This is a genomic window from Bradyrhizobium sp. Leo170 (assembly GCF_004296405.1).
Lineage (GTDB): Bacteria > Pseudomonadota > Alphaproteobacteria > Rhizobiales > Xanthobacteraceae > Bradyrhizobium.
This window is the reverse complement of sequence record NZ_PSRR01000039.1, coordinates 1-22,704: the sequence shown is the minus strand read 5'-3', so window position 1 is coordinate 22,704 and position 22,704 is coordinate 1. Positions and strand designations below refer to the sequence as shown.

The following is a 22,704-nucleotide window of genomic DNA, read 5'->3' as shown; positions in this document are numbered from 1 at the left end:
GCGATGCGAACAATCACGATCACGTGCGCGGCCGGCCGCTTGATCTTCGTCAACGTCGAACGAGCTTCTCTAATGATGATCGATACGACCGGAGGTCGAACATGCGCAAATTCATCATTTTTGCCGCGCTCGGCGCGGCCGTTTCAATTGCAGCATCACACGGCGTGCGCGCGGCGGACGCTGTGCCGAAATTTGACATCGCCCGGATCTGCAAGGCGGAGACTGCGGAGACGGTAGGGATCGGAGAGACCCTGGAGTCCTGCATGAAGGCCGAAGAGCAGGCCCGAACGCAAGTGGCCGGGCAATGGAGCAAGTTCACAGCGAAAGACAAGGCGGCATGCATCGGCGAGTCCAGCATCGACAGTACGCCGAGCTATGTCGAGCTCCAGACCTGCCTCGAAATGGCCACTGACGCGCATGCTACGACGGGGTCACGAAAGTAGCCCGAAGCGCTATCGTCCGCTGAACCGCGGCTTCCGACGTTCCAGGAATGCCGCGACGCCTTCCTTGTGGTCCTCGGTCAGGCTCGCCAGCGCGAACTGATCGACGTCCATATGGCTGGCCAGATCGTCGAGCGCGTGCGCGAGGCGGTTGACCGTGAGCTTTGTCATGGCGACCGAGATCGGTGGCTGCGCGGCGACCTTTGTCGCAAGCGCCATGGCGGCGTCAAACGCCTTGCCGGGCTCGGCCACCTGCTCCACCAATCCCCATTCGTAGGCCTCCGCGGCTGAGATGCGGTCGTCGGCGAGGATCACGGCCTGCTTGGTCCGTGCCGGCCCCATCAGGTGCAGCATGCGCGGCACGCTCTGCCAGCTCATGTTCATGCCGAGCCCGATCTCGGGCACGCGCATATGGGCATCGCGCGCCATCACGCGGAAGTCGAGCGCAACCGCCAGCGCCACGCCGCCACCGATGCAGAAGCCCTCGATCGCGCCGATCGTGACCTGTTCCATGTCCTGCCAGGCCCGCGTCAGCCGCGGCCCCAGTTTCAGGTGGCGGCGCAGCGTGCCGATGTCCATGGTGCGGCGCGAACGGCCTTCGGCGTCCTTGAGGTCGAAGCCGGCGCTGAAGGATTTTGCGCCGCCGGTGAGCACGACGACGGACGTCGCGCCGTCATCCTCGAAGCTGCGCGCGGCATCGGTGAGCTGGCGAAGCGCCTCCGGCGACAGCGCATTGATGCCGTCGCCGCGGTCGAAGCGCACGACTGCGATACGGCCCTCCGGACCCAGCCCTTTCTCGATTTTTACGTATTCGGCCACGATTGCCTCCCTGTCATGGCCGAAATGCTAGCAGAGTCTGCACCTCGACATATCAGGCTTTTTGCGCCTATGCTTATTGCATGAGCGATCACGATCATCATCACGACCACGACCATTCGGAACTGTCGGAGACCGAGCTGCGCGTGCGCGCGCTCGAGACGATCCTGACCGAGAAGGGCTATGTCGAGCCAGCCGCGCTGGACGCCATCATCCAGGCCTACGAGACCCGGATCGGCCCCCACAACGGCGCGCGGGTCGTCGCCAAGGCCTGGACGGATCCCGCGTTCAAGAAGGCGCTGCTGGAGGACGGCAGTAAGGCCGTCGGCACGCTCGGTCATGTCAGCCGCGTCGGCGACCATCTCGTCGTGGTCGAGAACACGGCGGCGCGCCACAACATGGTCGTGTGCACGCTGTGCTCCTGCTACCCCTGGGAAATGCTCGGCCTGCCGCCGGTCTGGTACAAGGCCGCGCCCTACCGTTCGCGCGCGGTGAAAGACCCGCGTGGCGTGCTCGCCGATTTCGGCGTGACCTTGCCGAAGGAGATCGAAATCCGCGTCTGGGACTCGACCGCCGAGACGCGCTTCCTGGTGCTGCCGATGCGGCCTGAAGGCACGGAGGGCTGGAGCGAGGCGCAGCTTGCGGACCTCGTGACGCGCGACTCCATGATCGGCACCGGATTTCCGAAGCGGCCGGGAGCGCCGTCATGAACGGCGTGCACGACATGGGCGGCATGGACGGGTTCGGCAAGGTCGAGCCCGAACCGAACGAGCCGATGTTCCATGCTGCGTGGGAAGCGCGGGTGATGGCGATGGTGCGCGCGATGGGCGCAGCCGGCGCGTTCAATATCGACACCTCGCGCTATTATCGCGAAACCCTGCCGCCGCACGTCTATCTCGCCAGTTCCTATTACAGGAAGTGGCTGCTCGGTCTCGAGGACCTGTTGGTCGGCAAGGGCTTCATCGCAAAAGAGGAAGTCGACACAGGCCATGTGGTGCAACCGCCGAAGCCGCTCAAGCATGGCAAGTTCGAGCTCGACGACGTCGAGCGCGTGATGGTGCGCGGCAAGTTCGGCCGCACGGCGCCGGTGCCCGCAAAGTTCAAGCCGGGCGACAAGGTGCGCGCGAAGAACATCCATCCCCTCACGCACACCCGGCTGCCGCGCTATGTGCGCGGCCATGTCGGCATGGTCGAGCGCGACCATGGCTGTCATGTGTTCCCGGACTCGGCCGCAACGGAAGCCGGCGAGAACCCGCAGTGGCTCTACACCGTGGTGTTCGACGGGACCGAATTGTGGGGGCCGGACTCCGATCCGACCGTCAAGATTTCAATCGACGCCTTCGAGCCATATCTGGAGCCTGCCTGATGGATGGCGCCGCAGCCGCGCGCGCCACGGCCGCCGTGCCGAGCATCCCGCGCGACGATGAAGGCCCGGTGTTCCGCGAACCCTGGGAGGCGCAGGCCTTTGCGATGGCGCTGACATTGCATGAGCGCAGCCTGTTCACCTGGAACGAATGGGCCGCAGCCCTCGCCGACCAGATCAAGCGCGCGCAGGCGGCCGGCGATCCCGACACCGGCGAGACCTATTACCGCCACTGGCTCGCGACGCTGGAACATCTCGTCGCCGAAAAAGGCGTCGCCACCGCCGAGACCCTGCACCGCTACCGCAACGCCTGGGACCACGCCGCCGACCGCACCCCGCACGGCAAGCCGATCGAACTGCGGCCGGAGGATTTTGCCGGCTAGCGCCGGCTGGCCGCACTTAGCTCATTCTCCCCGCCGCGCTCTCTCCACGACTTCCGCCGCAGTGAGCGGATTGGCCGGATGCCATGTCAGACAGATAGGCGTGCGAATGCGCATCGGGCGCGGAACCGCCTCGGTCGAAAAATAGAACTCTCCGCGGATCAACCGCGCGACGTCCTCCCCGCCCTCGCCTCCTTTTGCTTCGAGGAGGCCGCGGGTGGCTGCGATCGTTGCCGGCGAGCTCATGCGACCATAAAAGTGGGTCGTGCAGTTCGAGACGATCTTGTTGTCGATGCCGGTCGGCGTCTGCGTGGCAAAGATCATCCCCAACCCGTACTTGCGGGCCTGGGCCGCAAGCGCCAGCGTGCTTTCCTTGCAGGGCGTCGTCTTCATCGAGGGCGCAAAGTTCTGCGCTTCGTCGAGCACCAATAGCCGCCCGGTGGGGCTCGGATGACGCTTGATCCAGGTGAACAGCGACATCTGCAACTGATTGACAAACGACTGCTTGGCCTCGTCGCTCGCCAGCCCCGAGAAGTTGATGACGGATATCCGGGTCCTGTCCGGATCAGTGCCGAACAGGATTTCGGGATCGAGCGGCACGCCGCGCGATTGCAGTAGCGGATTGGTCGCGATCGCCGCGCGCAGCAAGTTCGCCATGCCGGCAGCGAGCTTTGGCGCGCCGTCAATCTGGCTGACCTCCTCGGGAAGTTCCGACAGGGTGTCGATCAACCGCTCCAGGCTTCCGCCGCCTTCCCTCGCGAACGTCCGCAAGGCATCGGCCAAGACCCCCTCTTTCAATTGGGCATTGGCGCCTCTCGCCCCGATAAACGGCGCCAGCGTCGCGCGCGCCATCTCGATCGCCTGCGCGCGCTCGTCCTCGTCGTCACCAAGACCGGCGAAGTCCGGCAGCAGCGCCAGCGACATCGGGCGGCCGGCGTTGCGGCCGGGCGTCCAGATCGTAACATCGACGTTACGGCCGTACCTGGCGGCCTTGCCTGCGTCGTCCTCGGTCCAGCCATCCGGCGGCGCGGGCCACTGATCGCCCAGTCGCGCAAGGTCGTTGTTGGTGTCGAGGACGATTGCAGGGATACCCAGCAGCGCGGCTTCCTCGACAATCCGGCGTAGCAGGACCGTCTTGCCGGAGCCGCTGCCGGCGAGGATCGCAACATGCCGCGGCAGGAGATCGGCTGCGAGTTTCACGGGCGTGCCAGCGGTGCCACGGTCGTAGCGATGGCCGAGCGGAATATCCCGCCCGGCGTTCGTCTCTTGCGGCTCCGGCTTGTGAGGGCTTGTCGATGCAGTCGCTCCGGGCATCGGCCTGGGTGACGGCGCCGGTGAGGGAGTGGCCGCCGCTCGGTCCCGTGTTGTATCGGCTGCGGTGCCGTCCGGACCCGGTCCGTTTGGCGGTGGCGCAGACGGCAGGAACGCAGGCGGCGCAAGGCCTGCCGCACGAAACAGTGACGTCTCGAACAACGGCTTGTTCTCGCGCAGCCAGGCATCGAACCCCTCGGGCTTTCGCTCCGTCATGGAGTTGAGCGCCATAAAGGTCCGCAGATCATCATCGCTGAGAGCGACGAACTTGCCGCCCGCTTGTTCAAATTTTTCGACAAGCTGCTTGGTCTTTGCCCCACCTGGGGTTGCATCCCTGCGCAGGATGAACAGATGCCTGAAACCAAGCGCGCGGTCGACGCCAGAAGCTGTCATGGCCGCGCGAAGTCGGCTTTGGAATGCAATGGCATTGCCGTGCGAAATGACGCGAAAACAGAAATGCTGCTCGCGATCGGCTTCGCTACGGAAGGTAAATGTCAGCCGCCCATGAAGTGACGGCCGCTGCTGGTCAGGGTCCTGCTGCGAAGCGACATCGATGTCGTCGGGCAGATTGAGCTGCCTGGCATAGACGTCCAGCGTTACGGCCAGAATGTCTGCCAAACGCCTCTCGTTGGCTTTCTCAAATAAGCCATCGACCACCGCAGCACTTCGCGCACGCTCGAACATGGCCTGCAGATCGGACGGTGGAGGCGGTGGCGCTGGTACTGGCTGATTGCCAAACGACTTGCAGATCAGCACCTCGCCTGCAGCGATGCAACGCTGCCGGTGATCGTCGCAGGCCTTCAGCAGTTGACGCGGCGTAAATCCGACCGCTGTCCCAAACGCCTCCGGGGCGAATGGCCATGTTTCGTACGGCGCCGGAAATCCAACGGTTGCGTAAGCAGGCGTCAGACGGGCCGCGACAAGCATCTGCGCCATCTGCGGCTGCGATAGCGCATTTAAGCGGGTAGGCTGACGATAACGCGCATCCACGGCAACCGTCGAGCGCGATTTGAGCACCTCCCATGACACATCGAGGCTCGAAATGATCGTTACAGCCCGTTGCTTCACCTCGTGAAGACCCATCAGGCCCTCGACGAGCTTCTCGATGATCGACTGCGTCTCCAGTTGTTCGGCACCGGTGAGCGCCCCCGACTGGCGTCTCTCAATGCTAGCCTCGCTGATGATCGGATCGATCTGGTCGACCGCGATCATCGTAGGCCCAACGAGGCTGAACAACCACGAGAGCCCGCGCACGATTTCGATCGGTGGCTTGCGCAGCGCCACGAACCCGAGATCACGCAGATTCGCCGTATCCAATTCCATGCCCTGCAGCCAGCCATGCGCAATGCTGGCGCACTCGAGGTCATCCGAAATCAGCATCACCAGCGCGCGGACGATATCGCCATGCTGCTGCGTTTTTGCACGGTCTCTACGTGTCAGCGCCGTGATGAAGGTCTTGACCAACTCAGCCATCAATTCACGTGGCCGTCCCTTGTACCGGGCTGCGATTTCAGTCAATTGCGATTGCAGGCTGAGAAGGGAGATGAGCTTTTGAATTAGACGATCATACTGTATTTGGCGCCCGTCGACCCTGATCTGGAGCGAGTTGAGAAATCCGAGTGCCGCCGACGCCCAAAAATCCGTGACGCCGACGAAATCGAGCAGAATGAACGTGCCATCCTCCTCCCAGACACGGCGTCTGAGTTCTCCGACAAGGTGGGTCTTACCGTGCCCTGCCCCACCGAGAATGACGCGCCCAAGTGGCTCGTTGTCGGGCTCGGGTTCGCGCGTATTCCTGAGAAAATAGGCCATGACGTCTTCGACAACGTCCTGATGAATCGCCGATACGCTGTAGGCTTGATCTCGCCAGACGCTTCGCAACTGACGTGCCCAGTTGAAATCCACTTCACGCAAAACATCTAATTCTGTCATTACACTGTTATCCAGATAATATGCCTGGGTTCATTGCCAATCTGCAGCGAAGCGGCGCGGTCCTCGTCCGTGACGTCAGGGCGATAGTCGAGTTGCATCAATGATGCCTCGCCGTCGCGCACCATCTGCATCAGTGCAGAGTCGACCTGTTGGCGGTCGAGGTCAGCAAGACGCGGGCGCAGGTCGCGGAGCAGCAGGCGACGATCAAAACCTCCTGCAACCTCCTGATACGCCGCCCGAATACGCTCGCGCAGCACGGCATGTTCCGGCCGGTGTTGTGCAGCCGGTGCGTCGGTCACCGGTACGGACTGCTCGACGAAGAAATCCGACAGACGCAGGCCGCGCGCCTGCAGGAAAGTGTGCAACCGCGCGAGCCAACCATGAAGGACGGAAGCGCCGGTGACATTGTCCGGCAAGGGATCACCGAGATGTTGCTCCGCCCAATCCCAACCTTTGTCGGTGACGGTAAGCAAGTAGGCGCGCTTAACTGTCGTGACCTCAACGAGACCTGCCTGCTCGAGCGCGCTCCGTTCGGGCGGATCGATCCTGGGCTTCAATTTACCGCCATACGCCGCGCCCCCTTCGCTCAACAATCCCCACATCGCAAGCGTCTGCTTCTCTGTGCGGACTTGCTCTGCGGTCTTTTGCGGCTTGGCCGGACTCTTCTTCGGACTTGCGGCGGCGCTCTTGCGTTTCCGACCGGCCCCGTCCGAGGCTGTGGCTTCAGCCTTCTTCGCTTTCTTTTCAGCCTTCGGTTGCTTTGCTTTCGCCACTGCTGCCTCGCTCATTTGATCCGACCGCGGCAAAGCTGGACGATGTCCCGGATTTTCTCAACGGCTTTTCCGACGTCCTGCGCAACCTCGTCGTTGGCAAGACGCAAGACCGTATATCCGCTCAGCATGAGCTCGTAATCGCGATGCCGGTCATACATAAAGGCGGCGCGATTGCCGTGGCTGCCATAGCCATCGAGTTCGATGACCATCCGGCCCTGCGTCCAAACGAAATCCACTTTCGGCCGCGATCCGCGAACGGTTTCGATGAATTGGTTGCAGTCGAACAAGCGCGCCAATTCCTGATCGCCGCGCAGTGCCTTCTCGAGGCGCTGTTCCGTTTCACTGAGCGGATGTGGCGAACCCATCCAGGGCGCGAGCCAGACTGTGTCCGTTGAAGGCGCCGGTATCTCTGTCTGATCGAGCCCCTCTTCCACCACCAGGACGCGGGCGTCATAGAGGATGCGGTCGAAGGGCGGCTGGTGCGGCGGCAACGCGCGAAACAGCGCGACCACTACGCATTGGGTAAGTTGAGCGATCCATTCCAGCGTATAAACAATGGCGGCAGGGTTGGAGTCCGCGCAGGCCTGCTCGGCATCGATGACCAACGCAAGGCCATGGCGGCTGATCGCGAGCGCAAGCTGCGCCACTTCGACCTCCGCAGGCACGTTCCGAACGCGCGGACGTCTTTGATCCAACGCCAGTTTAGTTGCAGCCTCCGCCCAAGTCATCTGCAAGTCATTGATATCGGCCGCAGCGCGGCGCACGATCGCAGATGCGGCCAGTTGGCCCAGCACGTCAGATCGGCATCCGGCAAAACTAATGTCGGTGAACCAAACAGGCCATAACCGCTGCGCAGTGTCGGCAAGCTGCTCCGTCAATTGCTGAACCGCGGCATCGGTCGTCTGCGCCCGTGACAGCCGCGTAAACAGCGCACGACGAGAATCCGGCTTGGCCTCGAGCTGGTCTATCACACGGCCAAGCATGGCTCCGTCGAGCCCGGCGAGAACCAATACCTTTCCCGGCGTCGCGTTCAGTACGACGCGGCCAATTGAATCTTGTGTAACGATCTCCCCAGCCACGATCGATCACAGCCAACAAAAATACCGTTACAACCGGACAGCGAACGTCCAGTGTGACGATCACAAGACAAAATGGTCGATAACTGCGGTGAAAAAGGTAATCGATTAGTTCTGCAGCCCGCCCCGTTCAGAACATCACGAATTCATCTCAATTTCAAATTGAATACAGAAAAATTTTGAAATAGCGTCGCGAAATCCCAACAGTGGGAGTTAGGGGGATATAATGTCTGGGGTTGTCTCTTTTGGTAACATTGTGAATTCGCTTCGCTCTGTGCGTAACGAATACAACGAGCATCTGAAAGCCGTTCCGCAGTATTCGGCTTTCCTGCTGGTGGAGAGTTCGACGCAACAGGTCGCTGATACCTTGCAGGGCTTGGCGGCCGCGCAGTCGATGGCTGCGGAAGTCGTTGAAGCGCTCGAAGCCGCCAAGGCGAAGTGCCGGCAACATCTTGCAAGCGTGCCCGAATTCCGGGCGCTGCTCGCCATCGACAAGCTGATCAGCGATGTCTCCGCCGACCTCGGCCTGCAGACCGTCACCCAACCGCAGCCGGAGCAGGCTGCACCAGAGTTGAATGCGACGTCGGCATCTGCCGAGCCCGAAACGACTGCGGCGGATCAGGTTGTCGTTGCGGAAGCAGCGCAGGCCGTTCATGCCGAAGCGCAGCCCGAGATCACATCACAAGTCGAGACCACGGAGCAGACTACCGTCGCCCTCACTGCAACGACGCCCCCCGATGCGCAGGCAGAGCAAGCGTCCGCGGACGCGATTTCTCAGGTTCAGACCGCACTCAGCGCTCCGGAGGATTCAGCGGAGGTAGCCTATTCCTCCAGTTCATCCGAGCCGGCGGCGAGCGCGCCGACAGACTTGAATCCAGCGAGCGCCGTCGCGACAGAGTCACATTCGGACAGTTCGCCGCCACCACAAACATTCGAAGCCGAAAAAGCCGCGTAGAAGATCGCCTATGGTACATCAATGCCACGCTCGAAAGAGCGTGGCATTTTCATTGGCCCGTGCGATCGCCTGCGCAAACCAATGCGACTTAACATCTCGTTAACCCTCATTCGGTTACCAATGCCTTAAAGGCAGAGGGAGCCGAGTCGATGATCGAAGATGCCGTCGCCAAGATCCAAGCCATCGAGCAAGCACTGAAAGGCAAGACGCTGATCCAGTTGCAGGCGCGCCTCACCATTCGCGGTTGTTTAAAAGAGCTCCGCGACATCTCTGCGCAGCTTGAGCCCGACGGCAGGCGCTTGCCCCCGCACTGACGGCTCTACATGCGCGAGACGGGATCACGCTCCGCATATTCCCGCCATCCCCTCTCCCGCAGCGTACACGCCGGGCATTCGCCACAGCCGTAGCCCCAATCGTGCGGCGCGCCGCGTTCGCCGAGATAGCAGGTATGGGAGTGCTCGCGGATCAGGTCGACCAGGCCAGTGCCGCCGAGTTCGTGGGCGAGCTTCCAGGTCTCGGCCTTGCTGAGCCACATCAGCGGCGTGTGCAGTTCGAAATTCCTGGCCATGCCGAGGCTGAGCGCCGACTGCAGCGCCTTGATGGTCTCGTTGCGGCAATCGGGATAGCCGGAATAATCGGTCTCGCACATGCCGCCGATGATGTGGCGGATGCCGCGCCGGTAGGCCAGCGCGGCCGCGAAGGTGAGGAATACGAGGTTGCGGCCAGGCACGAACGTATTGGGCAGGCCGTCCGCTCCCATCGCGATCGCGACGTCACGCGTCAGCGCAGTGTCTGAGATTTCGGCGAGCGTCGGGATTTCCAGCGTGTGACTCTCGCCAAGCTTTGAAGCCCAGTCCGGCCGCAGCGCCTTGATGCCGGAAATCAGCCCCTCCCGGCATTCGAGCTCGATCGCGTGGCGCTGGCCATAGGCGAAACCGAGCATTTCGACGCGCGCAAAATGCTTGAGCGACCAGGCGAGGCAGGTGGTGGAATCCTGCCCGCCGGAGAACAGCACCAGCGTTGTTTCGGACGACAAATCTTCGCTCATGGCGCTCGCTTTAGCACCACCTGCGACGGCGGCCAACCGGTGGAAATCGGCATATTTCAGCGCGTTCCGCTGGGATCGGGCCATCGCTTACGGCATAAAGCGGGACAAGCAGAATTCTGGTGCCCGCATGACCCCTTCCCGCGACATTTCACGCCTTCTTGAGATCATGGCCGCGCTGCGCACGCCCGTGACCGGCTGCCCCTGGGATCTCGAGCAGAATTTTGCGACGATTGCTCCCTACACGATCGAGGAAGCCTATGAGGTGGTGGACGCCATCACCCGCGGCGACCTCGACGATCTCAGGGAAGAACTCGGCGATCTCCTGCTGCAGGTGGTGTTCCACGCCCGCATGGCAGAGGAGCAGAACGCCTTTGCGTTCGGCGATGTCGTAGAGGCGATCACCAGGAAGATGATCCGGCGGCACCCGCATGTGTTCGCCGACAAGGACGGCAATCTTGCTCCCTCCCACGTCAAGGAAGTCTGGGATCGCATCAAGGCTGAGGAGAAGGCTGAGCGTGCGGCCCGCCGGCCGCCGGAAGAGGTCGGGCACAAATCGTTGCTGTCCGGGATCAAGGCTGGCCAGCCTGCCCTGACGCGCGCGATGGAATTGCAGCGCAAGGCCTCGACCGTCGGCTTCGACTGGAATGATCCGCGCGCGGTGTTGAAGAAAATCCGCGAGGAGGCCGACGAGATCGAGGCAGCGCTCGACGGAGCCGATGCTGATGAACTGGCGGAAGAAACCGGCGACCTGCTGTTCGCGGCGGTCAATCTCGCGCGGCACGTCGGCGCCGATCCGGAAACCGCACTCCGCGGCACCAACGCCAAATTCGAGCGCCGCTTCGCCTATATCGAGCGCGGGCTAGAGGCGCGTGGACGCTCGCTTGGAGAAGCGTCGCTGGAGGAGATGGACGCGCTGTGGAACGAGGCGAAGGGCGTTCCTAGCCCGGATGGAGCGTAAGCGAAATCCGGGGTTCTTGCCTATGGCTCGATCGGTCCCGGATTGCGCTGCCTCCATCCGGGCTACGGCGCTTCCGCTCACATCACATGCGGCACGGCGTCGAAGCGAGACACGACAATATCGCGCTTGGTCTCGTCGACGCGCACGGTCATATCAAAGCGGCCGTCGTGCAGCTTCTTGTCGAGCACCTCGGAATTGCGGTGCAGCCAGCTAATGCCGGCGCCGTCGGAGGCATCGATCGACAGATCCAGCGTCATGCGCCTTGCCGCCAGCCGATCCTCGATGGCGGCGAGGAGTTCGTCGATGCCCTCCCCGTTCCAGGCGGAGGCCAGGAAAGCCGGCCGCTCCGGCGGGCGACGGGCGGCGATGTTGCGCAAATTCGCCCGCTCCTCAGGATCGAAGCGGTCGATCTTGTTCCAGACTTCGATGATGCGCTGGCCGCCGTCGGCATCGGGATCGATCCCGAGCTGACGCAGCACCGCCTCGACATCGCGCTCCTGAGCCTCGGCATCCTCATGCGAGATGTCGCGGACGTGGAGGATGAGGTCGGCTTCCAGCACCTCTTCCAGCGTGGCCCGGAATGCCGCGACGAGCTGTGTCGGCAGGTTGGAGATGAAGCCGACGGTGTCCGACAGCATCGCCTTGCCGCCATGCGGCAGATGCAGCGCGCAAGGTCGGATCGAGCGTCGCGAACAGCATGTCGGCGGCCTGGACGTCGGCACGGGTCAACCGGTTGAACAGCGTCGACTTGCCCGCATTGGTGTAGCCGACCAGCGCCACCACGCGGTACGGCACGCGCTGGCGGCCGGCGCGGTGCAATCGCCGCGTCGCCTGCACTTTCTTCAGCTCGCTTTCGAGCTTGGTGATGCGCTCGCCGATCAGCCGCCGGTCGGCCTCGATCTGGGTTTCGCCGGGGCCGCCCATGAAACCGAAGCCGCCGCGCTGGCGCTCGAGATGGGTCCATGACCGCACCAGCCGGCTGCGCTGGTAATTGAGATGCGCGAGTTCGACCTGCAGTGCGCCTTCCCTGGTCTTGGCGCGGCGGCCGAAGATCTCCAGAATCAGGCCGGTGCGGTCGAGCACCTTGGTGTTCCAGGCCTTCTCCAGGTTGCGCTGCTGGATCGGCGACAGCGCGCAATCCATCACCACGAGTTCGATGTTGTGGCCGGCGACGAGGCCGGCGATCTCCTCGACCTTACCTTTGCCGAGATAGGTCGCCGGCCTGATCTGGCTGACCGGGGCAATCACGCTGTCGATCACCGCAAGATCGATGGCACGGGCAAGCCCGGCCGCTTCCTCAATCCGCCCCTCGAAGTCGCGGACAGAAGCCTCCGTTTGCGCCTCGGCGTCGCCGCGGCGCGTGCGCATATACGGGCCGATGACAATCACCCGCCCGCTATCAATTCCCTCCGCCGACCGTGGCCGGTCGGCGGCCCCTTCACGATTACGGGGCTCCAATCAGTTCACTCTCAACCCTGTGTATCCTCACCGCCTTCAAACAACTGGATCGGTGCGCCCGGCATGATGGTCGAGATCGCGTGCTTGTAGACAAGCTGCGAATGACCGTCGCGCCGGAGTAAAAGGCAGAAATTGTCAAACCATGTGACAATGCCCTGCAGTTTCACGCCATTCACCAGAAAGATCGTCAGTGGCGTCTTGGTCTTACGAACATGATTTAGGAAGGTGTCTTGTAGATTTTGAGCGCGGTCTGCCGCCATTTTTGTTGTCCCGCCGTCTTGTGGTTCTTCTTATTGGAATGTTGGAACCGGTTGGAGCCCTCTGATGGAGCCTTTCCCCGGTCGCCGGCCTGTCCTGAGTTCCCCCTCTGACAGGCTCGGCGGTAGGATTAGAGGGCAGGCCCGCCTATTAGGCAAGCCGGTTCACGCGCCACCCATGAACAAGAATCGGCAATTGCCGCAAAAGCATGGGGAAAAAAGCGATCATTCCCAGTCAATTGCATGGATCTGCGACCGGTTGGCTCAGCCGACCCCCAAGGCCTTGAGCTTGCGATGGAGCGCGGAGCGCTCCATGCCGACGAACTCCGCCGTGCGCGAGATATTGCCGGAAAACCGGCTGATCTGGGCAATCAGATAGTCGCGCTCGAACACCTCGCGCGCCTCGCGCAGCGGTAACCCCATGATGTGCTCGCCATTGCTGCTGGTCGGCATCGCCGGCACCATGGAGCCGACGTCCTGCGGCAACATGTCCGCCGTGATGATCGCCTCCGGGCCGCCGCCGGCCAGAATCATCACCCGCTCGACATTGTTGCGGAGCTGGCGGACGTTGCCCGGCCAAACATGGGACTGCAGCACCGCCATCGCGTCCTGGCCGATCTGCCGCTTCGGCAGGCCGGTCGCCGCCGAGATCTGGTCCATGAAATAGTCGATCAATTCAGGGATATCCTCGCGCCGCTCGGACAGCGGCGGGACGCGGATCGGGACCACCGACAGGCGGTGGTAGAGATCCTCGCGGAAGTGGCCGGCCGCGATCTCTTCCTCCAGGTTGCGCGCGGTGGAGGAAATGATGCGCACGTCGACATGGACCTTTGCGGTGCCGCCGGAGCGCTGAAAGGTCTGGTCGACCAGCACCCGCAAGATCTTGTTCTGGGTTTCGCGCGGCATATCGGCGATCTCGTCGATGAACAGCGTACCGCCATGGGCCTCTTCCAGGGCGCCCGGCTTGCGCGGCTGCTCGCCATTGGACGCCTCGACGCCGAACAGCTCGACCTCCATCCGCTCGGGCGTGATCGCAGCCGCGTTGATGACGACAAACGGTCCGTCGGCGCGGCTCGATGCCTGGTGCAGCGTACGCGCCACCAGCTCCTTGCCGGAGCCTGCCGGACCGACAATCAGGATGCGGCTGTTCGCCTTGGCGGCGCGCTCGATGGTCTGGCGTAGCTGGTTCATGCAGGCGGAGCGGCCGGTCAAAACGCTTGCAGTTGGAGCCTGTTGCTTGAGTTCCTTCACTTCGCGCTTGAGGCGCGAATTCTCCAGCGCCCGGTTGGCGACCAGGATCAGCCGGTCCGACTTGAACGGCTTTTCGATGAAGTCATAGGCGCCGCGCTTGATCGCAGCGACCGCGGTCTCGATGTTGCCGTGGCCGGAGATCATCACCACCGGCAGGTCGGCATTATCCTTCTTGATCTGCTCCAGAAGCTGCAGCCCGTCGAGCTTCGAGCCCTGCAGCCAGATGTCGAGGAAGACCAGATGCGGGCGACGGTTGGCGATCTCCGCCAGCGCCGAATCGCTGTCGCGCGCGGTGCGCGAGGAAAAACCTTCGTCTTCGAGGATGCCCGCAACGAGGTCGCGAATGTCTGCTTCATCGTCGACAATCAGAATGTCACTTGCCATGGGTTACACCTGCCTGTCAGTCGCCTGTCGCTGCTTGGATTTTCGCTTGGATATTGGTCGTGGATGCCGGGTCGCTGGTCGCGGATGCCGGAGGATTTTTTTCTTCGTCCGGCGCGCTTGACTGCTGCGACTCGGGGCCGGCCGCCTGAGGCGGCTCGTTCGCCCCCGCCTTCGGCGGCTGGCCGGAGACGGCGAATCGAAGCCGCATCCAGGCACCGCGCTGCCCGGGACGGAAATCGGAGGCGTCCTTGAGCTCGATGCGGCCGCCATGGTCTTCGAGCACGCGGCCGACGATCGCAAGCCCGAGCCCGGTGCCCTTCTGGCGCGTCGTGACATAGGGCTCGAGCAGGCGTGCGCGCGCGACCTTCGGCAGGCCGATGCCGTTGTCGATCACGTCGATGATGATCTCCTCGCCCTCGCGCTGCGCGATGACGTCGATCCGCCCCTTGCCCAGCTCTTCCGGCGGCACCTGCTCGATCGCTTCGGTCGCATTCTTGATGATGTTGGTCAGCGCCTGCGAGATCAGCCGGCGATCGAACTGCGCCCGCATCGGGTCCTGCTTGATGTCGGCCTCGATTTCGAGCTCGGGGTGCGCGACCTTCATCAGGAACACCGCCTGCCGCACGGTGTCAGCGACGTCCTCGCCCTCCATCACGGGCTTGGGCATGCGGGCAAAGCGCGAGAATTCGTCGACCATGCGCCTGATGTCGTCGACCTGGCGCACGATGGTGTCGGTGCATTGTTCGAAGATCGACTTGTCCTTCTCCTCGGTGATGGTCTTGCCGAATTTGCGGCGGATGCGTTCGGCCGAAAGCTGGATCGGCGTCAGCGGATTCTTGATCTCATGCGCGATACGGCGCGCGACGTCGCCCCAGGCCGAGGTGCGCTGCGCCGAGACCAGCTCGGTGATGTCGTCGAGCGTGATGATGTAATTGTCCCAGGAGTGGCTGGTCTTTTCGGCGGAGATGCGGACCGACAAATTGCGCTCGTGGCCGTCGCGCGTGATGGTGATCTGGCCCTGGACCAGGCGCTGGGTGCCTTCCCGCGCCGTCTTCATCATCTCGTCGAGCTCGGGAAGCACGTCCGAGAGCGGATGGCCCAAGGTCTCCGACTCGGCGTGGCCGATCAGCTTCTCTGCCGAGCGATTGAGGGTGCCGACGCTGCCGGACGGATCGACGCCGATGATGCCGGCGCTGGCCGATGACAGCACTGCCTCGATGAAGCGGCGGCGGCTGTCGATCAGTTCGCTGGCATTGACGAGTTCGTCGCGCTGGGTCCGCAACTCCTGCGTCATCTTGTTGAAAACCTCGCCGAGCTGAGCGAGGTCGCCCTCCGATTTGCGCACGGGGACCTGCACATTGAGATTGCCCGTTGAGACGTCGCCCGCCGCGGCCATCAGTCGGCGGATCGGCGCGACCAGCCGGTTGGCGAAGTTGAGACCGGTCAGCACCGACGCCATCAGGATGGTCAGTGCGATGACCGCGAACATCAGCGCGAACGCCACCTGGATGCCGAGCCGACGCGCCTCAAGCTGAGCATATTCGGCAGCGCTGGTCTGGGTCTGCTTGAGCTGGGCAACGATGGTCGGATCAAGCAGACGCGCCACGTACAGGAATGTGTCGTCATAAGCCCGCAGGCGGACCACGGAGGCGACATAGCTTTCGGGGAAAACCGAGATTTCCGGCTCTGTCTCGTTGACGTTCTTGAGAATTTCGAGCGGTGGTAGTGCGTAGTTCAGACGACTACCGGTGTCCGCGCTGTTGAGAACGTTGCCGTCCTTGTCCAATAGCAGCGCAACCGGCAGATTGCGCGCCGCCGCGCCCGCCGTCAGGAGCTGCATGAACGTCATGCGGTCCTGGTCATACAGTGGCCTTGCATGGGCGAGGTCATTCGCCATCCCCAAGACGTCGCCGCGGATGAGCTGCGCATGCTCCTGCATGTAGGCGCCGGCGATCGTCAGCGAATTCTGGATCACCTCTTTCGTGGGGCCCGAGAAGAGCCGGTCGAGGCCGCGCTCGATGGTGACATTGGCAACGATCGAGACCAGGACCGCGGGCAGCACAGCGACCACGGAGAACAGGCCGACGATCTGCACATGCAGCCGCGCCGCCGCTCGGCCGCGCCGCCTCGCCTGCACCATCTGCCAGACCTCGCGGACAATGATGCCGACCAAGAGCAGGATGGTCGTGGCGTTGATTAGCAGGAAGGAACGGACCACCTCGGGCGTCGGCTCGATCGGGGTCAGCCCCGTCAGCACCACGAACGTAAGGAACGCCGACAAGAGCGCAATCGCCACCGCAAAGGGCGCCAGCCACTTCGCAAGCGGCACCCCCCTTTTCTCGGTACGTGAAGGTTCGTACGGCTGGGCCGTGGTCTCTGGGCTGGTCATTCCGGCAAGGATGAACTGAAGGCCTCAACGTCCGCTGATCGAGCGGACTGATGCAATCATATCACAATGTTGCCGAATTGCGACATTTCCGCGGCGCCTGCTCAGGAATGAACAGGGTTCCACAGCCCTCTCGGAGGTCCCCTCGTTCGGGGCGGCGAGCTACCGAATTCGAAACCTCGAGATTCTCCGACGTGCAATCGCACATCGGAGTTGACGCAACGCGCGCCCCGGAATGACGGATCGGGGTTAGCCCCCGCTCCGGTAGACCTGAATATCGAGGTCCCTGATCTTCTTGCGCAGCGTGTTGCGGTTGAGGCCGAGCAAGTCGGCGGCGCGGATCTGGTTGCCGCGGGTGGCCGCGAGCGCAGCCGTCAGGAGCGGCACCTCGATCTCCTTGAGGATGCGGTGGTAGAGGCCCGGGGGCGGTACGCCATTCGGGAAGCCGGAGAAGTGCGAGGACAAATAGGCCTCGACCGCGCCACCGAGATTGTCCACCCCGTGCTGGGTGTTGCCGCCGGAGTTGACGGCCGGCGGAGCCAGTTCGCCGTCGATGACGGACGCGGTGATCACATCCTGCGGATAAAGTGCCGCCAGCCGGCGTGCGAGGTTTTCCAGTTCGCGGACGTTGCCGGGCCAGCGGTGCTGCTTCAGCCGCTCCAGCGCCTGGGCGTCGAGCTTCTTTGGCGGCAGGCCGTCCTTCTCAGCGAGCGCAAAGAAGTGCCTGATCAGGTCGGGCAGATCCTCGATCCGCTCGCGCAAGGGCGGCAGCCGCAGCGGCACCACGTTCAAGCGGAAGAACAGGTCTTCGCGGAACAGGCCCTGCTGGATCAGGATCCGCAAATCCTTGTTGCTGGCGGCGACGATGCGCACGTCGGTCTTGATCGGGGTACGTCCGCCGACGGTGGTGTATTCCCCCTGCTGCAGCACGCGCAGCAGCCGGGTCTGCGCCTCCATCGGCATGTCGCCGATCTCGTCGAGGAACAGCGTGCCGCCTTCCGCCTGCTCGAACCGGCCCGAGGCGCGGGTATTGGCGCCGGTGAACGCGCCGCGTTCATGGCCGAACAATTCCGACTCGATCAGGTCGCGCGGGATCGCCGCCATGTTGACGGCGACGAAGGGGCCGTTCCGCCGCTTGCCGTAGTCGTGCAGCGCACGGGCGACCAGTTCCTTGCCGGTGCCGGATTCGCCCGAGATCATCACGGTAAGGTCGGTCTGCATCAGCCGCGCCAGCACGCGGTAGATTTCCTGCATCGCCGGCGAGCGGCCGACCAACGGAATCGAGTCGAACTCGGAGTCGTCGGCGGCGCTCGCCACCCTCTCCTTCGGCTCGGCGAGCGCCCGGCCGACGATGGTGATCAGCTCCTTCAGGTCGAACGGCTTCGGCAGATATTCGTAGGCGCCGCGCTCGGAGGCCCTGATCGCCGTCATGAAGGTGTTTTGCGCGCTCATGACGATGACGGGCAGGTTCGGCCGCATCTTCTTGATCCGCGGCAACAGGTCGAACGCGTTCTCGTCGGGCATCACCACGTCGGTGATGACGAGATCGCCCTCGCCCTGGCTCACCCAGCGCCACAGCGTCGCCGCGTTGCCGGTCAACCGCACCTCGTACCCGGCGCGTGACAGGGCCTGGTTGAGAACCGTGCGGATGGCGGTATCGTCATCAGCAACGAGAATGCTACCTGCGGGCATTGTCTTTCCTCATCTTGCGTCCTGTGAGGCATGCGATGGCGTACCCGGAACGTCCTCGCGGCTGCTTTGGTCGATTTGTTTGGCGGGGTTGTACATCGGCATCAGCACGCGGAAGGTGGTCTTCCGCGGCTGGGATTCGCATTCGATGATGCCGCCGTGATCGCCGACGATTTTGGCCACGAGCGCAAGCCCGAGGCCACTGCCGGTCTGTTTTGTGGTGACGAAGGGATCGAACAGATTGGGCAACAGGTCTTCCGGTACGCCGGAGCCGTTGTCCTTGACGCAGAATTCCAGCGGCAGCGACACCCGCGATTTCTTGCCGGGTACCGACAGCCGGACGCCCGGACGGAACGCGGTGGTGAGCTGGATTTCCGCATCGGTGCCGAGATCGGCCACCGCCTCGGCGGCGTTCTTCACCAGATTGAGGAACACCTGGATGAGCTGATCCTGGTTGGCGAGAACCGGCGGCAGCGACGGGTCGTAATCCTCGATGAAGCGGACGTTACGCGCGAAGCCGGACTGCGCCAGCCGTTTGACGTGGTCGAGCACTGAATGGATGTTGACCGGGCCGCGGGCGACCGGCCGATCGTCGCCGAACACTTCCATGCGGTCGACCAGGGTGACGATGCGGTCGGCCTCGTCGCAGATCAGCCGGGTCAGCATGCGGTCATCCGAGGAGGCCTGCTGCTCCAAGAGTTGCGCCGCGCCGCGGATGCCCGACAGCGGGTTCTTGATCTCATGTGCCAGCATCGCCGCCAGCGCGATCACCGAGCGCGCGGCGCTGCGATGGGTAAGCTGCCGGTCCATCTTGTCGGCGATGGTGCGCTCCTGCAGCATCACGACGATATGCCCCGGCCGCTCCGTGACTGGCGCCACATGCAAATCGACCTGGCGGTCGCCGCCGATCCGCGGCGTGCCGAGGTCGACCTTGTATTCGTTGACCGGCGACCCCGAGGTGCGCACCTGGTCGATCAGCGCGAGCAGCGGGCTGCCGAATGGCACCAGTTCCTTCAGCGACTGCCGCTGCAGGAACTGCGTGGAGATTTCGAAAAACGATTCGGCGGCGATGTTGGCGTCGGCGATACGGCCATCCGGCGCCACCAGCAGCACCGGGTTCGGCAGCGCGTTGAGAATGGCCTCGCTGTCGGAGGGCATGCGCCGGCGAGTCTCTGCGGCTGATGTCATGCAGCAGCACTCCATGCAAAATCGTCGTAAGCATCCTGAAGCGATTGATGCACACTCGAGGGTTCGTCCGAGGTCAGGATGCTTTGCCGCCAGCCCTTCAGCGTCGCTGCCGGAGCGCGGCTGCAGTGGGCGGCGATCTCCAGCGCCCAACCGAGATGTTTTCGCGCGTGCTTGAGCCCGACACGGACACCGTAATGGCTCAGGACGGCATCATAGAGCTCACGGATATGGCTGAGCTGCTCGGCGAGCGGCGGCGCCTGCTCGGCAATGCCGGTCTCGAGCCGGCGCGCGATCTGCCCGGGCAGCCAGGGCTGACCCTGCGCGCCGCGTCCGATCATGACCGCGTCTGCGCCGGACTCATCGAGCGCGGTCACCACCCTCTCGAAGGAGGTGATGTCGCCATTGACGACGAGCGGGATCGAGACGGCGTCCCTGACTTCACGCACAGCGGCCCAATCCGCCTCGCCCTTGTAGAACTGGCAGCGCGTGCGGCCGTGCACCGTCACCATCTGCACGCCGGCGGCTTGCGCACGCCGTGCCAGTTCCGGCGCATTGCGCGTGCGGTCATCCCAGCCGAGCCGCATCTTCAGTGTCACCGGCACCTTGACCGCGGCGATCGTCGCCTCGATCAGGCTTGTCGCGTGATCGAGGTCGCGCATCAAAGCGGAGCCGGACTGGCCGCCGGTCACGTGGCGCGCCGGGCAGCCCATGTTGATATCGATGATGTCGGCGCCGGCGGCCTCCGCGATCCTCGCGCCCTCGGCCATCCAGCGGGCCTCGCACCCGGCGAGTTGAACCACATGCGGCCCGATCCCGGCCGCCTCGCAGCGCAAAAGCGAGATCGGTCTGCCCTGCGCAAGATCGTCGCTTGCGGTCATCTCCGAGACGACAAGCCCCGCGCCGAGACTCGCCGCGAGACGCCGAAACGGGGCATCAGTCACGCCGGACATGGGGGCGAGAAGCACCGGGTTGGCGACGGTAATGTCACCTATTTTCAAAGAGTTACGACGTGTTCTTGCGAGTCCGGTCACAAGCTTCTCGTGTTACTGGCGGCAGCCTTATCGCGCCGCCGCCCTATATTTTGAGCACAATTCTTGTGCAGTCAAGCGTTATGCCTACGGTTTAGACATTTCTATCATTTGCGCAAGTGCACCGCAACAAGAACTGCTTTTCCCACAGGGTATGGGAATAGCTCTGTCATTGGGCATCCAGCATGGTAAGGGCTGTGCGCTGGCGGAAAGCCCGGCGCCCTCACCTTAACCAACTCGTATACAGTTTCGTCCAATGCCCAGACCTGAGCGCACCGCCGCCATCCTTGTTGCAGCCGGCCGCGGGCTTCGCGCCGGCGCGGGCGGGCCGAAGCAGTACCGGATGATCGGCGGACAGACGGTGATCTTCCGGGCGATGGAGCCGTTCAGCCGACATCCCGATGTTTTCGCCGTGCAGCCCGTCGTCAATCCCGATGATGCCGCCCTCTTCAACGAAGCAGTCGTGGGCCTTCGCCATCGGCCGCCGACAAACGGTGGCGCGACAAGGCAAGCGTCCGTGCGTGCGGGACTGGAGGCACTTGCGAGCGAGAAGCCCGACATCGTGCTGATCCACGACGCCGCGCGGCCCTTCGTGACGCAGGCGCTGATCTCGCGCGCGATCGACGCGGCCGGCCGTACCGGTGCCGCTGTTCCCGCGGTCCCGGTCACCGATACTATCAAGCTGACCGGTACGAACGGCGATGTCGAAGCGACGCCCGATCGCGCGCGGCTGCGAATCGCGCAGACGCCACAGGTCTTTCGGTTCGACGTGATCCTGGATGCGCATCGCCGCGCCGCGCGCGAGGGCTTGAGCGATTTCACCGACGATGCCGCGATTGCCGAATGGGCGGGATTGACGGTGGCGACCTTTGAAGGCGATCCTGCGAACATGAAACTCACCACACCTGAAGACTTCGTCCGCGAGGAGGCCCGCCTCGCCAGCCTGCTCGGCGACATCAGGACCGGCACCGGCTACGACGTACATGCGTTCGGGGAAGGTGATCACGTGATGATCTGCGGCGTGCGCGTGCCGCACACGAAGGGCTTTCTCGCCCATTCCGACGGCGATGTCGGCCTGCATGCGCTGGTCGACGCCATTCTCGGCGCGCTCGCGGACGGCGACATCGGCTCGCATTTTCCGCCGAGCGATCCGCAGTGGAAGGGCGCCTCTTCCGACCGATTCCTGAAATATGCCGTCGATCGCATCACCGCGCGCGGCGGCCGCATCGCCAATCTCGAGGTGACGCTGATCTGCGAACGGCCGAAGATCGGCCCCCTGCGCGACACCATGCGGGCGAAGATCGCCGAGATCTCGGGCGTGAACATCTCGCGCATCGCGGTGAAGGCGACGACCAGCGAGAAACTGGGCTTCACCGGCCGTGAGGAAGGCATCGCAGCCACTGCGAGCGCCACCATTCGCCTCCCCTGGAGCGAGTAACCATGAGCGGCAGCGACGCGCGCGCCCTCTCCCGCTCGCTGCTCGATCTGTGCCGGATGCGGAAATTGACCATCGCGACGGCGGAGTCCTGCACCGGCGGGCTGGTCGCGGGCGCGCTCACCGATATCCCCGGCTCCTCCGACGTCATCGATCGCGGCTTCGTCACCTATTCCAACGAGGCCAAGCGCGCCATGCTCGGCGTCAACGCGCTGACGCTTTCGACCTTCGGCGCGGTCAGCAAGGAGACCGCGACCGCCATGGCGGTCGGTGCCCTGGAGCGTGCCGGCGTCGATCTTGCGGTCGCCATCACCGGCATCGCCGGTCCCGGCGGCGCCACCCCGGGCAAGCCAGTCGGTCTGGTGCATTTCGCGGTCGCCGCCCGCGATGGCCGGATCATGCATCGTGAGCACCGCTTCGGCGCGATCGGGCGCACCGCAGTACGGCAACGCTCCGTGGTGGAAGCCCTGCGCATGCTGATGGAAGTGGCGCGCGGCCCCCAGGCCGCGGCCAAGCCGCGCCGCGAAGCATCTAGCCGCCTGCGTCCCCGCGTCGCGCGCTCCCCGCGCCGCAGCG

20 protein-coding genes and 1 pseudogene are annotated in these 22,704 nt (G+C 63.7%); 9 read left to right on the top strand and 12 right to left on the bottom strand.

Translation table 11 applies throughout. The features are described 5' to 3' along the window. Window positions 1–101 precede the first annotated feature (101 nt). Window positions 102–443, top strand: coding sequence for a hypothetical protein (locus CWO89_RS09965; protein WP_130578449.1), 342 nt, complete (start codon window positions 102–104; stop codon window positions 441–443). A gap of 9 nt (window positions 444–452) precedes the next feature. On the opposite strand, the gene CWO89_RS09960 is transcribed toward CWO89_RS09965, so the two are convergent. Next, window positions 453–1,259, bottom strand: coding sequence for an enoyl-CoA hydratase/isomerase family protein (locus tag CWO89_RS09960; RefSeq protein ID WP_130578448.1), 807 nt, complete (start codon window positions 1,257–1,259; stop codon window positions 453–455). An 80-nt stretch (window positions 1,260–1,339) separates the two neighbouring features. Between CWO89_RS09960 and nthA the strand changes: the two genes are divergently transcribed. Genes nthA through CWO89_RS09945 form a run of 3 tightly spaced genes read left to right on the top strand, consistent with a single transcriptional unit; the run spans window position 1,340 to window position 3,002 of the window. Next, window positions 1,340–1,966 (top strand): nitrile hydratase subunit alpha, encoded by a 627-nt coding sequence (gene nthA / locus CWO89_RS09955; RefSeq protein WP_130578447.1) that lies wholly within the window; start codon window positions 1,340–1,342, stop codon window positions 1,964–1,966. Next, window positions 1,963–2,622 (top strand): nitrile hydratase subunit beta, encoded by a 660-nt coding sequence (gene nthB, locus CWO89_RS09950; protein WP_130578446.1) that lies wholly within the window; start codon window positions 1,963–1,965, stop codon window positions 2,620–2,622. Before nthA ends, nthB begins: the two co-directional genes overlap by 4 nt. Next, window positions 2,622–3,002 carry a nitrile hydratase accessory protein gene (locus CWO89_RS09945; protein ID WP_130578445.1) on the top strand — a complete coding sequence of 127 codons (381 nt, stop codon included), beginning with the start codon at window positions 2,622–2,624 and terminating at the stop codon, window positions 3,000–3,002. The genes nthB and CWO89_RS09945 overlap by 1 nt, the downstream gene beginning before the upstream one ends. A gap of 21 nt (window positions 3,003–3,023) precedes the next feature. Here CWO89_RS09945 and CWO89_RS09940 read toward each other — a convergent pair whose 3' ends face one another. The 3 genes from CWO89_RS09940 to CWO89_RS09930 are packed head-to-tail and all read right to left on the bottom strand — an operon-like array spanning window position 3,024 to window position 8,094. Beyond that, a complete protein-coding gene (locus tag CWO89_RS09940; protein WP_130578444.1) occupies window positions 3,024–6,242 on the bottom strand; it encodes an ATP-binding protein in 3,219 nt (1,072 codons plus the stop codon). Continuing rightward, window positions 6,242–7,030, bottom strand: coding sequence for a hypothetical protein (locus CWO89_RS09935; protein WP_130578443.1), 789 nt, complete (start codon window positions 7,028–7,030; stop codon window positions 6,242–6,244). The genes CWO89_RS09940 and CWO89_RS09935 overlap by 1 nt, the downstream gene beginning before the upstream one ends. After that, complete coding sequence (locus CWO89_RS09930) at window positions 7,027–8,094, bottom strand: endonuclease domain-containing protein (RefSeq protein ID WP_130578442.1); 1,068 nt, start codon at window positions 8,092–8,094, stop codon at window positions 7,027–7,029. The genes CWO89_RS09935 and CWO89_RS09930 overlap by 4 nt, the downstream gene beginning before the upstream one ends. A 373-nt stretch (window positions 8,095–8,467) precedes the next feature. On the opposite strand from CWO89_RS09930, the gene CWO89_RS09925 reads away from it, so the two are divergent. Then, a complete protein-coding gene (locus CWO89_RS09925) occupies window positions 8,468–9,046 on the top strand; it encodes a hypothetical protein (RefSeq protein ID WP_130578441.1) in 579 nt (192 codons plus the stop codon). 149 nt (window positions 9,047–9,195) lie between these two features. Next, the gene (locus tag CWO89_RS45785) at window positions 9,196–9,360 is read left to right on the top strand and encodes a hypothetical protein (RefSeq protein WP_165421075.1); all 165 of its coding nucleotides are present in this window, start codon (window positions 9,196–9,198) and stop codon (window positions 9,358–9,360) included. 5 nt (window positions 9,361–9,365) lie between these two features. On the opposite strand, the gene queC is transcribed toward CWO89_RS45785, so the two are convergent. Next, entirely contained in the window at window positions 9,366–10,094 is a 729-nt protein-coding gene (gene queC, locus CWO89_RS09920; RefSeq protein ID WP_130578440.1) for a 7-cyano-7-deazaguanine synthase QueC, read from the bottom strand. 127 nt (window positions 10,095–10,221) lie between these two features. Here queC and mazG point away from each other — a divergent pair, with 127 nt between their 5' ends. Next, complete coding sequence (mazG, locus tag CWO89_RS09915) at window positions 10,222–11,052, top strand: nucleoside triphosphate pyrophosphohydrolase (protein ID WP_130578439.1); 831 nt, start codon at window positions 10,222–10,224, stop codon at window positions 11,050–11,052. A 77-nt stretch (window positions 11,053–11,129) separates the two neighbouring features. Here mazG and hflX read toward each other — a convergent pair. The 7 genes and pseudogenes from hflX to dusB form a co-directional block, all read right to left on the bottom strand. Further along, window positions 11,130–12,510: pseudogene (gene hflX / locus CWO89_RS09910) on the bottom strand (GTPase HflX). Window positions 12,511–12,521: 11 nt separating this feature from the next. Beyond that, a complete protein-coding gene (gene hfq, locus CWO89_RS09905) occupies window positions 12,522–12,770 on the bottom strand; it encodes an RNA chaperone Hfq (RefSeq protein WP_027578348.1) in 249 nt (82 codons plus the stop codon). A gap of 261 nt (window positions 12,771–13,031) precedes the next feature. Continuing rightward, window positions 13,032–14,402, bottom strand: coding sequence for a nitrogen assimilation response regulator NtrX (gene ntrX, locus CWO89_RS09900; RefSeq protein WP_130223414.1), 1,371 nt, complete (start codon window positions 14,400–14,402; stop codon window positions 13,032–13,034). Between the two features lie 16 nt (window positions 14,403–14,418). After that, entirely contained in the window at window positions 14,419–16,791 is a 2,373-nt protein-coding gene (locus CWO89_RS09895) for a sensor histidine kinase NtrY-like (protein ID WP_130578438.1), read from the bottom strand. A gap of 246 nt (window positions 16,792–17,037) precedes the next feature. Then, a complete protein-coding gene (gene ntrC / locus CWO89_RS09890; RefSeq protein ID WP_130578437.1) occupies window positions 17,038–18,480 on the bottom strand; it encodes a nitrogen regulation protein NR(I) in 1,443 nt (480 codons plus the stop codon). Between the two features lie 9 nt (window positions 18,481–18,489). Further along, window positions 18,490–19,665 carry a two-component system sensor histidine kinase NtrB gene (locus CWO89_RS09885; RefSeq protein WP_130223420.1) on the bottom strand — a complete coding sequence of 392 codons (1,176 nt, stop codon included), beginning with the start codon at window positions 19,663–19,665 and terminating at the stop codon, window positions 18,490–18,492. Continuing rightward, the gene (gene dusB, locus CWO89_RS09880) at window positions 19,662–20,663 is read right to left on the bottom strand and encodes a tRNA dihydrouridine synthase DusB (RefSeq protein ID WP_130578462.1); all 1,002 of its coding nucleotides are present in this window, start codon (window positions 20,661–20,663) and stop codon (window positions 19,662–19,664) included. Before dusB ends, CWO89_RS09885 begins: the two co-directional genes overlap by 4 nt. 286 nt (window positions 20,664–20,949) lie before the next feature. Between dusB and CWO89_RS09875 the strand changes: the two genes are divergently transcribed. After that, entirely contained in the window at window positions 20,950–22,131 is a 1,182-nt protein-coding gene (locus CWO89_RS09875) for a bifunctional 2-C-methyl-D-erythritol 4-phosphate cytidylyltransferase/2-C-methyl-D-erythritol 2,4-cyclodiphosphate synthase (RefSeq protein WP_130578436.1), read from the top strand. A gap of 2 nt (window positions 22,132–22,133) precedes the next feature. After that, window positions 22,134–22,704: CinA family protein (locus tag CWO89_RS09870; protein ID WP_130578435.1), on the top strand; the 571-nt coding region annotated here is incomplete at its 3' end.

What these genes read in the sequence shown, in the direction of transcription:
- CWO89_RS09965 (WP_130578449.1), top strand. Translation starts at nt 102, where the DNA reads ATGCGCAAATTCATCATTTTTGCCGCGCTCGGCGCGGCCGTTTCAATT.
- nthA (WP_130578447.1), top strand. Translation starts at nt 1,340, where the DNA reads ATGAGCGATCACGATCATCATCACGACCACGACCATTCGGAACTGTCG.
- nthB (WP_130578446.1), top strand. Translation starts at nt 1,963, where the DNA reads ATGAACGGCGTGCACGACATGGGCGGCATGGACGGGTTCGGCAAGGTC.
- CWO89_RS09945 (WP_130578445.1), top strand. Translation starts at nt 2,622, where the DNA reads ATGGATGGCGCCGCAGCCGCGCGCGCCACGGCCGCCGTGCCGAGCATC.
- CWO89_RS09940 (WP_130578444.1), bottom strand. Translation starts at nt 6,242, where the DNA reads ATGACAGAATTAGATGTTTTGCGTGAAGTGGATTTCAACTGGGCACGT.
- CWO89_RS09935 (WP_130578443.1), bottom strand. Translation starts at nt 7,030, where the DNA reads ATGAGCGAGGCAGCAGTGGCGAAAGCAAAGCAACCGAAGGCTGAAAAG.
- CWO89_RS45785 (WP_165421075.1), top strand. Translation starts at nt 9,196, where the DNA reads ATGATCGAAGATGCCGTCGCCAAGATCCAAGCCATCGAGCAAGCACTG.
- queC (WP_130578440.1), bottom strand. Translation starts at nt 10,094, where the DNA reads ATGAGCGAAGATTTGTCGTCCGAAACAACGCTGGTGCTGTTCTCCGGC.
- mazG (WP_130578439.1), top strand. Translation starts at nt 10,222, where the DNA reads ATGACCCCTTCCCGCGACATTTCACGCCTTCTTGAGATCATGGCCGCG.
- hfq (WP_027578348.1), bottom strand. Translation starts at nt 12,770, where the DNA reads ATGGCGGCAGACCGCGCTCAAAATCTACAAGACACCTTCCTAAATCAT.
- ntrX (WP_130223414.1), bottom strand. Translation starts at nt 14,402, where the DNA reads ATGGCAAGTGACATTCTGATTGTCGACGATGAAGCAGACATTCGCGAC.
- CWO89_RS09895 (WP_130578438.1), bottom strand. Translation starts at nt 16,791, where the DNA reads ATGACCAGCCCAGAGACCACGGCCCAGCCGTACGAACCTTCACGTACC.
- ntrC (WP_130578437.1), bottom strand. Translation starts at nt 18,480, where the DNA reads ATGCCCGCAGGTAGCATTCTCGTTGCTGATGACGATACCGCCATCCGC.
- CWO89_RS09885 (WP_130223420.1), bottom strand. Translation starts at nt 19,665, where the DNA reads ATGACATCAGCCGCAGAGACTCGCCGGCGCATGCCCTCCGACAGCGAG.
- CWO89_RS09875 (WP_130578436.1), top strand. Translation starts at nt 20,950, where the DNA reads ATGCCCAGACCTGAGCGCACCGCCGCCATCCTTGTTGCAGCCGGCCGC.